The sequence below is a fragment of the Parvibaculum sp. genome (genome assembly GCF_035511255.1).
Lineage (GTDB): Bacteria > Pseudomonadota > Alphaproteobacteria > Parvibaculales > Parvibaculaceae > Parvibaculum.
In genome coordinates this window covers 1-11,045 of the sequence record NZ_DATKFR010000181.1, presented here as the reverse complement: position 1 = coordinate 11,045, position 11,045 = coordinate 1, and the positions used below count along the sequence as shown (strand labels likewise).

Below are 11,045 nucleotides of genomic sequence, written 5' to 3'. Positions count from 1 at the left end.
GTATCGAGGCCCTCATAGCATTGGAGCCGTATGAGCCGGCGTCCAAGCGCCGAGGCGAGGACCTTGGCGATTTCGGTCTTGCCGACGCCCGCTTCGCCTTCCAGCAGCAGCGGACGGCCCATTTTCAGGGCGAGGAACACGACAGTGGCAAGCGAGCGGTCGGCGACATAGGCGCCGCGCGCCAGCAGATCGACGGTTTCGTCGATGGAGGAGGGAATGCTCATGGGCGCAATGTAGTCGTTCGGCAGGGCCGGGAAAAGGCGAGGGAATGGGCTGGTTACTGTACCACGGTATGGTATCGTCGATCAGGGAAAGAGGGAGAGAACATGCCGCGATTGAGAGAAGTCGGCAGGGACGACGCGCATCCTTTTGCGCGGTCCATCTACAAGATGCTGTTCGGCGAGCGCGACCCGGTTAAGGAACCGGGAACGGACACAGGCACGCCCGGCAACTGGTGGACGGTCTTTGCGCTGGTGCCCGATGCCTTCGACCATGCGGTTGCGGGCTTCCAGTTCTATCGCAGCCCGAAGCGCAAGCTGTCGCCGAAGCTGCGCGAGCTGGGGCAGATCAGGGCCGGCTGGGCGCGGGGCAGCCAGTTCGTCTTTTCGCAGCATTGCAAGGCCGCGCGCGGTGTCGGCTTCACCGAGGAGCAGGTGCAAGCCGTCCCGCACTGGCAGGTCGCGACCTGTTTCGACGAACTCGAGCGCGCCGTACTCGCCTATGCCGATTGCCTCGTGCTGTCGGGCGGACGGACGCCGGACGGCGTCTTCGACGTCCTGAAGAAGTATCTGTCCGACGAGGAAATTCTGGAACTGACCTATGTGACTGCGCTCTACGATTTCCACGCGGTCATCTCGAAGGCGTTGCGCCTCGAATATGACGATGTCGACGAACGTATCGTCGAGATCGCAGCGCCCGAAGGGTCCGGCGCGGACGTCATGCGCGTGGTCGATCAAAAATAGGGAGAAACATCATGGCGTATCACCATCTGGCTTTCGCCGCGCGCGACATGAAGGCGGTGGATCACTTCTATCGCGAGGTCATGGGCTTCGATCTGAAGAAGGTCGAGATCGGGCCGACGCCGGACGGCGGCTGGGCGAAACACTTCTTCTACGAGATCGAGCCCGACCGGTTCATCGCCTTCTGGGAGCTGCATGGCGAGGCTTACGAGAAGGTGACGGAGACCGGCATCTCGCGTGCGATGGGGCTGCCCGACTGGGTCAACCACGTCTCGTTCTATTCTCCGACCGAGGAGCACCTGAACGAGCGCAAGGCGATCTGGCTCAAGGGCGGCTACGACGTCTTCGAGATCGACCATAACTGGTGCCGCTCGATCTACACGCTCGATCCGAACAACACGCTGGTCGAATATTGCGTGACCACGGCGGCCTTCACGCAGGCCGACAGGGATCGCGCCATCGCGGCGCTGACCGCGAACGACCTGCCGCATTCGGCGCCGCCGAAATCGCTGCAGCATCACAAGGCGTCGGATTACAGGACGGCGGCGGAGTAGGGCGTCACCCCGCCGCTTCGACCGCGCGCTTCGCCATCACCGTGATGAGATGCGCGCGATACTCGGCGCTGCCATGCAGGTCGGAGAGCAGCCCGTCGGCGGGGACCTTGATCGACGCGACCGAATCCACCGACCAGCTCTTCGTCAGCGCGTCTTCCATCGATTTCAGCCGGAAGACGCCGTTCTGGCCCGCGCCCGTCACCGCGACACGCACGCCCCAGGGGCCCTTCGAGACGAAGACGCCGACCATTGCGTAACGCGACGCCGGATTGCGGAATTTCTGATAGGCGGCCTTGTCGGGATGCGGGAAGGTCACTTCCTTGATGATCTCGCCATCGGTCAGCGCCGTCTCGAACATGCCCTTGAAATATTCGTCCGCTTCGATCAGGCGCTTGGTCGTGTGGATCTTCGCATCGAGCGCGAGACAGGCGGCGGGATAGTCGGCCGCCGGGTCGTTATTCGCGATGGAGCCGCCGAGGGTCCCCATGTGGCGTACCGCCGGATCGCCGATCCATTCGGCGAGCTGCGCCAGCGCCGGAATGTGCTTCTTCACATCCGCCGAAGTGGCGACGTCGTAATGCTTCGTGCCCGCGCCGATGGTGATGGCATTGCCTTCCGCCTTGATGAAGGCGAGCTCTTTCAGGCCGCCGATATCGATCACGTCGCTGGGCATGGCGAGCCGCTGCTTCAACGTCGGGATCAGCGTCTGGCCGCCGGCGAGAAGTTTTGGATCGTCGGCCTGCGCTAGCAGCGCCTCGGCATCGGCGAGAGATTTCGGGCGGACATAGTTGAACTGATACATGACGCTTCTCCTATTCGGCGGCGGCGCGCGGACGGGTCGACTGAATAGCCTTCCAGATGCGCGCGGGCGTGGCCGGCATTTCGATGTCGCGGATGCCGAGCGCATCCGTAATGGCGTTGATGATGGCGGGCGGCGAGGCGATGGCGCCGGCCTCTCCGCAGCCTTTCATGCCCAGGGGGTTCGACGGGCATTCGGTCCTGGTGAAGCCGAGATGGAAGCTCGGCACGTCGTCGGCGCGCGGCATGGTGTAATCCATGAAGGAGCCGGTGACGAGCTGGCCCGACTGCGGATCGTAGACGCCGAGTTCGAGCAGCGCCTGGCCGACGCCCTGTGCGATGCCGCCATGCACCTGACCCTCGACGATCATCGGATTGATGATCGTGCCGAAATCGTCGACGGCGACGAAGTTCGCGATCTCGAGTATGCCCGTTTCGGGGTCGATCTCGACCTCGCAGATATGGCATCCGGCTGGGAAAGTGAAATTGGTCGGATCGTAGAAGGCGCCTTCCTTGAGACCCGGCTCGATTTCATTCGAGGGGAAGCCGTGCGCCGTGTAGGCGGCGAGCGAAACCTCCGCCCAGGCGAGCGATTTGTCGGTGCCCTGAACCGTGAACTTGCCGTCCTGAAAGACGATGTCCTCGACGGCCGCTTCCATCAGATGCGCCGCGATCTTCTTTGCCTTGGCTTCGACCTTGTCCAATGCCTTGACGATGGCGCTCATGCCGACCGCGCCGGAGCGCGAGCCATAGGTGCCCATGCCGAACTGCACCTTATCGGTGTCGCCATGGACGATCTCGACCTGCTCGATCGGAATGCCGAGCCGCGAGGAGACGAGTTGCGCGAAGGTCGTCTCGTGACCCTGGCCGTGGCTATGCGATCCCGTCAGCACCTCGACATTGCCGGTCGGATTGACGCGCACCTCGGCGGACTCCCACAAGCCGACGCCCGCGCCCAGCGAGCCGACGGCGGCCGAGGGCGCGATGCCGCAAGCCTCGATATAGGTCGAATAACCGAGGCCCCTGATCTTGCCGCGCCGGGCAGCGTCCGCCTTGCGCGCCGCAAAGCCCTTCGTGTCGGCGATCTCCATCGCCTTCACGAGCGAGGCCTCGTAATCGCCGGCGTCGTAATTCATGATGACGGGCGTCTGGTGCGGGAAGCTGCGCACGAAATTGCGTCGCCGGAATTCGGCCGGATCAAGCCCCGTCTCGCGCGCCGCCGTTTCGACGATACGCTCGATGAGGAAAGTCGCCTCGGGCCGGCCCGCGCCGCGATAGGCGTCGACCGGCGCCGTGTGCGTATAGACGCCGTCGACCTCCACATAGATCGCCGGAATGTCGTATTGGCCGGACAGCAATGTACCGTAGAGATAGGTCGGCACGGCGGCCGAGAAGGTCGAGAGATAGGCGCCGAGATTGGCGACCGTCTTGACGCGGAGCCCGAGGATCTTGCCATTGGCATCCAGCGCAAGCTCGGCATGGCTCATGTGATCGCGGCCATGCGCGTCCGACATGAAGCTTTCCGAGCGTTCGGCCGTCCAGCGGATGGGCCGTCCGACCTTCGCCGCCGCCCAGACGCAGGCGGTTTCCTCGGCATAGATGAAAATCTTCGAGCCGAAACCGCCGCCGACATCGGGCGCGATGACGCGCAGCTTGTGCTCCGGCGCGACGCCGACGAAAGCGGAAAGGACAAGCCGCGCCACATGCGGATTCTGGCTCGTCGTGTGAAGTGTGTAGCCGCCCGTGCCCTTGTCATATTCGCCGATGGCCGCGCGCGGCTCCATCGCGTTCGGGATCAGACGATTGTTGACGAGGTCGAGCTTGACCACCTTCGCCGCCTTGGCGAAAGCCGCCTCCGTCTCCGGCTTGTTGCCGAGTTCCCACTCGAAGCAGGTGTTGTTCGGCGCTTCGGGATGGACCTGCGGCGCAGCCGGCTTCTGACACGTCGCGAGCGACACGGCGGCCGGCAGTTCCTCATAATCGACGTCGATCATCTCGGCGGCGGATTTCGCCTGCGCCTGCGTCTCGGCGACGATCATCGCGACGTGGTCGCCGACATAGCGCACCGTGTCGAACGCGAGCACGGGATGCGGGCCGACCTTCATCGCCGAGCCGTCCTTCGAATGCACGGTCCAGCCGCAGATCAGTCCGCCGAGCTTGTCGGCGGCGATGTCCTTGCCGGTGAAGATCGCGACGACGCCGGGCGCGGTCAGCGCCATTTTCGTGTCGATGGCGCGGATTTTCGCATGCGCATGCGGCGAGCGCAGGAAATAGGCATGTGTCTGATGCGGCCGGCTGATGTCGTCGGTGTAATGGCCGTTGCCGGTGATGAAACGGAAGTCCTCCTTGCGGCGGACCGGTTGCCCGATACCTTGTTCATTCACGACGTCGTCCTCCCTCAACTTTTTTGTCACCCCGGATTTATTCCGGGGGCCAGGGGCCGCTCGCTCGGTATTCGCCGCCCCTGGATCCCGGCACAGGGCTGGGATGACAGTTCATGAGTCATACGCGCCTTAGAACAGGCCTCAGCGCATCTCCTGCGATGCGGCGAGGATCGCCTTCACGATGTTGTGATAACCGGTGCAGCGGCAGAGATTGCCCTCGAGTTCCGCGCGCACCGTTTGTTCGTCGAGGTCCGGTTTGCGCTTGATGAGATCGACGGCGGTCATGATCATGCCCGGCGTACAGAAGCCGCATTGCAGCCCATGATGCTCTCTGAATGCCTTCTGCACCGGATGCAGCTCGCCATTCGTCGCGAGCCCCTCGATGGTCGTGACATTGGCGCCTTCGGCCTGGCCCGCGAGCATCGTGCAGGCCTTCACCGCGCGGCCGTTCACATGCACGACGCAGGCGCCGCACTGGCTCGTGTCGCAACCGACATGCGTTCCGGTAAGGCCGAGCGCGTCGCGAACGTAATGGACGAGCAGGGTGCGTGCCTCGACATCGGCACTGGCGGGCTTTCCGTTGACTGTCATGGTCACAACGGTCATGGGCAGGCCTCCCTTGGAGTGTTTTTTCGAGTCTCCCCGCTTGGCGACACCTCGTCAAGCGGGAGCGAATGAAGACCGGAGTTCAGCGAAGGTTGGTTCAACGCCCGAAGATGAAAATGAGGATGACGACGGCGACGATGAGGCCCGTGCCCCAGATCCAGGGCGAGAGACCCTGTCCGGCTTCCTCGTCCGGGATCATGGGAACGCCGGTCGGCGCGATGGCGTCCTGATCCGGCGATTTAGCGAGACTATCGTCCAGTTCGTCCTGCGTGGGCTGTTCCACTTTGCTGCCTCCAAGGGCTTTCGAGAAATTGCCGAAAAACTCGTCGGCAAGTTTCGACGCCGTCGAGTCGATGAAGCGCTGGCCAATCTGGGCGAGCTTGCCGCCGATCTGCGCATTGACCTTGTAGCTCAGCACGGTCACGCCATTGTCGTCGATCAAGCGCACCTGCGCGGAGCCCTTGGCGAAGCCCGCCGCGCCGCCATTGCCCTCGCCGCTGATCGTATAGCCGTTCGGCGGATCGATATCGGTGAGCTTGACCTTGCCCTTGAAACGGGCGCTGACCGGGCCGACCTTGGCTTTGGCCACCGCTTCGAACTCGTCGTCAGCCGTCTTGTCGACCGACTCCGCGCCCGGGATGGTGTCGCGCAGTACCTGCGGATCGTTGAGAGCCGCCCACACGGTTTCTCGCGGCGCCGGAATCCTGTATTCGCCGGACATTTCCATGGGGTGCCTCCTGAACTGGTCTTGCGGGGTCCCTATAGGTAAGTCAGCGCCAGCGTGATGCCAAGGAGAACCGCAATCCAGAGCACCATGGAACCGGTTGGAGAGGTGCGGGCGAGGACGCCTTGCGGTCCATGTGTGCGGTAAACCGTCACCAGCAACCTGTCGAGGCGGTAGTCCACCCGCCGCGAGAGCGCCTGCCAGCTTGTCTGGACCAGGCCGGAGACAAGCGCAAGCAGACCGGGCAGCATGCGCCTGTAAGTCCAGTCGACATCGAGATTGACCGAGCGCAACTCCGCCAGATAAAGCCCGCGCCGGATCAGGAACGCGAAGGCGAGCGCGGCGAACAATAGCAATTGAAGCTGCGTTACCACATGGTCGGTCGTATAGGGCTCGTAATCGACCGGGTAGGGCAGCAGCGCGTAAAGCGGCTCCGGCCAGACGCCGATTCCGACGCAAAGCGCCGCCGCGAGTCCCATCGCGATCAGCATATGCGCTGGCGCTTCCTTGACCTTTAGTCCCTGGTCGTGCCCGAGGAACATCGACCATGGAACCTTGATGCCCGTGTGAAGGAGCGTCCCGACCGACGCCGCGAGCAATACGAGCCAGACAACGAAATGTCCCGTCTCAGCGCTCGCGGAGAGGACCAGGCTCTTGGTCGCAAAGCCCGAGAAGAACGGGAAGGAGGAGATCGCCAGCGCGCCTGCGAGGCAGAACGCCATGGTGACCGGCATCGAGGCCCAGAGGCCACCGAGATTCGAGGCTCTGTCGGTACCCGTCCTGTAGAGAACCGCACCGACGCACATGAAGAGCAGCGATTGATAGACGGTGCTCGCCGCCGCATGCGCAACCGCGCCGTCGAGCGCCAGCGGCGTGCCGATACCGACGCCAACCACCATGAAGCCGAGCTGACTGTTGAGGCTGTAGGCGAGGACACGGCGGAGGTTGTTTTCGATCGCCGCGAAGAAGACCGGAAAAAAGGCCATCGCGGCGCCGATATAGATCAGGTATTCGGTGCCCGCGAAGCCGCGCGCCAGCGCATAGACGGCGAGTTTCGTGGTGAAGGCCGAGAGCGTCACCGAGCCCGTCAGCGTCGCCGCCGGATAGGAATCCTGTAGCCAGCTATGCAGCAGCGGGAAGGCGCATTTGATGCCGAAGGCAATGAAGATCAGCCAGGTTCCGAAACTGTCGAGCGCCATGTGCTCGAAGGCGATGGAGCCCGTCTCACGATAGTGCAGGATGAGACCGGCAAGCAGCAGCAACCCGGAACCAATCTGGATCGCGAGATAGCGCAAGCCCGTGTGGTAGGCGCCTTCCGTCCGTCGGGCCCAGATCAGGAAGACGGAGGCGAGCGCCGTTCCCTCCCAGAAGACGAAGAGCGTCACGAGGTCGGCGGCGAAGACCGCGCCGATGGCGGACCCCGCATAGATCAGGCTCGCGGCCTGTTCGAGCCTGTCGCGCAGATGAAAGGCGAAGAGCAGCGACAGGAGTGCCGCAAGCGAGAAGACCAGCGCGAAGACGAAAGAAAGCGCGTCGATCCGCAGCAGGCCGAGACGCAGATCGAAAAGGGCAATCTGGTTGTAATTGGCATAAGGCAACGTCGCGAAACTCGCGAGCGCGATGAGCGGCACGGCGAGGAGCACGACACCGCGCGGAATTCGCCACGGGATCAGCACCGCCGCGGCACCGACGAAATAGACGAGAGCGGGCGTCATGATCTCAGGCATCTCCGGCCCCGCTTGCGGCTTTCGCTTGCGCTTCGGTGCCGGCGAAGCGCTCGTCTTCCTGATCCGTCGCGCGATCGCCGTAGAAATCCTCCGGTCGCATGATTGCGAGGCGCAATGTCCTCGCCGCGAAAATCAGCACCGCATAGATGAAAAAGCCGAACACCGCGAAGAAAAGCGGTGCGCGCTCGACCTCGAAATGGCCGTGCGGCTCGCGAAAGAAGTCCGCGCCCGCCAGCACCAGGCAGGCGCCGCCAAGTCCGATCAGCACCTTGTTCGTGATGTAGGTTTTCATGGCGCGGCCTCCGGCATGACGGCGAGCAGGGGAATACGCAGCAGGAATTCGTAGATATCGTTGCCGAAGAAGAAGAGCGCGAGGCAACCAAGGGCCGTGACGCAGATCGGCAGCAGGCAAAGGAACGGAGCTTCGGCGATGCCGGTCGGTGCGACGGCGGCGGCGCTCAGCGTGTTGGGAACCCGCGCCGGCATGAAAAGCGCTTTGCCGGCGACAGGCAGGAGATAGAAGACGCTGAGCAGCGAGCCGACGGCGAGCACTCCGATAAGCACCGTCTGTTGTGCGTCCGCGGCCCCCGTCAGCAGGAACCATTTGCTCCAGGCGCCGCCGAGCGGCGGCAGGCCGATGATGCTGAAGGAGGCGATCAGGAAGGCCGCGAAAGTGACGGGCATCTGCCGTCCGAGGCCAGTCATTTCACTGACGCGCGTCTTGTGCGCGGTGACGTAGATCGCGCCGGCGCACATGAAGAGCGTGATCTTCGCCATCGCGTGCATCACCATCTGCATGGTGCCGCCGATGACGCCCATCTGGTTGGCGAGCGCCATGCCGAGCGTCACATAGGCGAGCTGGCTGACCGTCGAATAGGCGAGCCGCGCCTTGAGATCGTCCTTGGTGATCGCGATAACGGCGGAGATAAGGAGCGAAGCGGCCGCGACCCAGGCGAGCCAGATCGAGGCGCCGGTATGCGAAAGAAATTCGATGCCGAAAATATAGACGCCGACCTTGAGCATCGTGAAAACGCCGGCCTTCACGACCGCGACGGCATGCAGCAGCGCACTGACCGGCGTCGGCGCGACCATGGCCGAGGGCAGCCAGCGGTGGAAGGGCATCAGCGCCGCCTTGCCGATGCCGAAGGCGAAAAGCGCCAGCAACAGGGGCGCAAAAGCGGGATCGACCCGGCCTTCGAGGACGCCGCCGGGGAAGAAGTCGAGCGAGGCCGTGGCGGTCCAGACCCAGATGATGGCCGGCAGGAAAAAGCAGATCGAGGTGCCGAGCAGGATCGTCAGGTAGACGCGCGCGCCCTTGCGCGCCTCGGGTGTGCCTTTATGCGCGACCAGCGGGTAGGTCGAGATGGTCAACACCTCGTAGAAGATGAAAAGCGTGAAGAGATTGCCGGCAAAGGCGATGCCGAGCGCCGCGCCGATGGCGATTGCGAAGCAGATCGCAAAGCGCGTCTGATGTTCTTCTTCGTTCGCGCGCATATATCCGACCGCATAGATCGCGACGACGATCCAGAGGCCGGAGGCGAGCAGGGCGAAGACCATTCCGATGGGTTCGACGCCGAAGGCGATGAAGAGCCCCGGCATCAGCTCGAACAAGGCGAGCGTCGTGTCCTCGCCGCCGATAAACCCGCGCAGCACCAGAAGCGCTAGTCCGAAGGTGACGACCGCCGTCGTGACGCTCGTGATGTCGCGCGCATCGGGCCAGCGGCCGAGAGCGCCGATCAGCGCCGTCGTCGCGAAGGGCAGAAAAATCGCCAGGAAAAGCGCGAAGGAAGATGTCATGCGCGCCTCATTGCCAGAAGATGTTGGAGGCGCCGATCAGCGCATTGGCCGCACGGCTTGCCGCCGTGCTCGTCAGGTTCGCGTCGATGCCGAAAAAGAGAGTGAGCCCAGCCAGAGTCCACATCGGCAGCAGCATCGACAGCGGCGCTTCCTTGCGTATGACACCCTCCGGCGTGTCGCGCAGATAGGCCGCCTCGACGACGCGCCAGACATAGGCGAAAGAAAGGAGTGACGAGGCGACGATCAGGAAGGCGACCGGCCACCAGCCTTCGCCGATGAACGCCTCGACGAGATACCATTTGCTGACGAAGCCGACCGTGAGCGGAAGGCCGATGAGGCTCAAGGCCCCGACGACGAAGGCGCCCGTGGTCCAGGGCATGTCGCGGCCGATGCCGCGCAATCCCTGAATGGAGCAAGTCCCGCCCTGCAGCAGAAAAGCGCCCGCCGCCATGAAGAGCCCTGCCTTGGTGACGGCATGGTTGAAAAGATGGATGACCGCGGCCATGACGCCCGTATGCGAGATCAGCGCGAGGCCGAGCAGCATGTAGCCGATCTGCGCGATGCTCGAATAGGCCAGCATGCGCTTGAGGTCGTCCTGGAAGATCGCCACCGTCGAGGCGACGAGAATGCCGATCATCGCGAGCGGCAGCATGAGAAAGCGCAGGACTTCCGCCTGGAAGCCGAAGCTGAAACCGAAGACGAGGAAAAGAAACCGCGCCAGCACATAGACGATGACCTTGGTGGCGGTCGCCGACAGAAAAACGGTGACGGCGGAGGGCGCCCGCGCATAGGCATTCGGCAGCCAGAGATGCAGCGGGAAGAGGGCAAGCTTCAGCGCGAGCCCGATCAGCACGAAGGAAAAGGCCGTCCGCAGGGTCCTGTTGTCGCCATGGTCGAAGAGACGCTGCGCCAGATCGGCCATGTTCAGCGTGCCGGTCAGCATGTAGAGCATGCCGAGGCCGATGACGAAGAAGGTCGCGCCGATCGTTCCCATGATGAGATAATTGTAGGCGGCCGTCAGCGCCCGCCGGTCCCGCTCGGCGCCGGTCGCGATCAGCGCATAGGCCGACAATGACGAGACTTCGAGAAAGACGAAGACGTTGAATGCGTCCCCTGTGATCGCGACGCCCATCAAGCCGGTCAGACAGAGCAGAAAAGCCGCATAGAAAAGCCCGTGCCTTTCCGCGCCGATCTCCGCCGCGACGCTCTTACGCGCATAGACGAGCGTCAGCACCGCAATGCCGGACACGATCAGCAGCACGAAGGCATTGAGCACGTCCACCCGGTACTCGATGCCGAGCGGCGGCGCCCATCCGCCCATGTGATAGGAAATCACGGTGCCGTCGAGCACGGTTGCAAAGAGCGTCACCGCGACCGCGAGGGCGGCGAGGCTCGCCACGAGGGCGATCGCCCAGGCAAAACGCGGCCCCGCCAGCGCGCAAAGCGGCGCTGCGATAAGCGTCAGCACGACCTGCAAGGCCGGTAAATGATGGAGC

11 protein-coding genes are annotated in these 11,045 nt (G+C 63.6%); 2 read left to right on the top strand and 9 right to left on the bottom strand.

The genetic code is table 11. The features are described 5' to 3' along the window. A partial coding sequence (locus VMR03_RS06675; RefSeq protein WP_325403495.1) for an AAA family ATPase occupies positions 1-224 on the bottom strand: 224 nt, incomplete at its 3' end. 102 nt (positions 225-326) lie between these two features. On the opposite strand from VMR03_RS06675, the gene VMR03_RS06670 reads away from it, so the two are divergent. Both VMR03_RS06670 and VMR03_RS06665 read left to right on the top strand, forming a co-directional pair. Continuing rightward, complete coding sequence (locus VMR03_RS06670) at positions 327-962, top strand: carboxymuconolactone decarboxylase family protein (protein ID WP_325403493.1); 636 nt, start codon at positions 327-329, stop codon at positions 960-962. 11 nt (positions 963-973) lie between these two features. Continuing rightward, the gene (locus tag VMR03_RS06665) at positions 974-1,513 is read left to right on the top strand and encodes a VOC family protein (RefSeq protein ID WP_325403491.1); all 540 of its coding nucleotides are present in this window, start codon (positions 974-976) and stop codon (positions 1,511-1,513) included. A 4-nt stretch (positions 1,514-1,517) separates the two neighbouring features. Here the strand turns inward: VMR03_RS06665 and VMR03_RS06660 are convergent, their stop codons facing one another. The 8 genes from VMR03_RS06660 to VMR03_RS06625 all read right to left on the bottom strand — a co-directional run. Then, a complete protein-coding gene (locus tag VMR03_RS06660; RefSeq protein ID WP_325403489.1) occupies positions 1,518-2,315 on the bottom strand; it encodes a xanthine dehydrogenase family protein subunit M in 798 nt (265 codons plus the stop codon). Positions 2,316-2,325: 10 nt separating this feature from the next. After that, on the bottom strand, positions 2,326-4,695 hold the full coding sequence (locus VMR03_RS06655) for a xanthine dehydrogenase family protein molybdopterin-binding subunit (RefSeq protein ID WP_325403487.1): 2,370 nt from the start codon (positions 4,693-4,695) through the stop codon (positions 2,326-2,328). Positions 4,696-4,836: 141 nt separating this feature from the next. Beyond that, a complete protein-coding gene (locus VMR03_RS06650; protein ID WP_325403485.1) occupies positions 4,837-5,301 on the bottom strand; it encodes a (2Fe-2S)-binding protein in 465 nt (154 codons plus the stop codon). 97 nt (positions 5,302-5,398) lie between these two features. Further along, positions 5,399-6,028, bottom strand: a complete 630-nt coding sequence (locus tag VMR03_RS06645; RefSeq protein ID WP_325403483.1) for a carbon monoxide dehydrogenase subunit G — start codon at positions 6,026-6,028, stop codon at positions 5,399-5,401. Between the two features lie 32 nt (positions 6,029-6,060). Beyond that, on the bottom strand, positions 6,061-7,752 hold the full coding sequence (locus VMR03_RS06640) for a Na(+)/H(+) antiporter subunit D (protein ID WP_325403481.1): 1,692 nt from the start codon (positions 7,750-7,752) through the stop codon (positions 6,061-6,063). Then, entirely contained in the window at positions 7,745-8,044 is a 300-nt protein-coding gene (locus tag VMR03_RS06635) for a hypothetical protein (RefSeq protein WP_325403479.1), read from the bottom strand. The genes VMR03_RS06640 and VMR03_RS06635 overlap by 8 nt, the downstream gene beginning before the upstream one ends. After that, positions 8,041-9,549, bottom strand: a complete 1,509-nt coding sequence (locus tag VMR03_RS06630; protein ID WP_325403477.1) for a proton-conducting transporter membrane subunit — start codon at positions 9,547-9,549, stop codon at positions 8,041-8,043. The genes VMR03_RS06635 and VMR03_RS06630 overlap by 4 nt, the downstream gene beginning before the upstream one ends. A 7-nt stretch (positions 9,550-9,556) precedes the next feature. Next, a partial coding sequence (locus VMR03_RS06625) for a monovalent cation/H+ antiporter subunit D family protein (RefSeq protein ID WP_325403475.1) occupies positions 9,557-11,045 on the bottom strand: 1,489 nt, incomplete at its 5' end.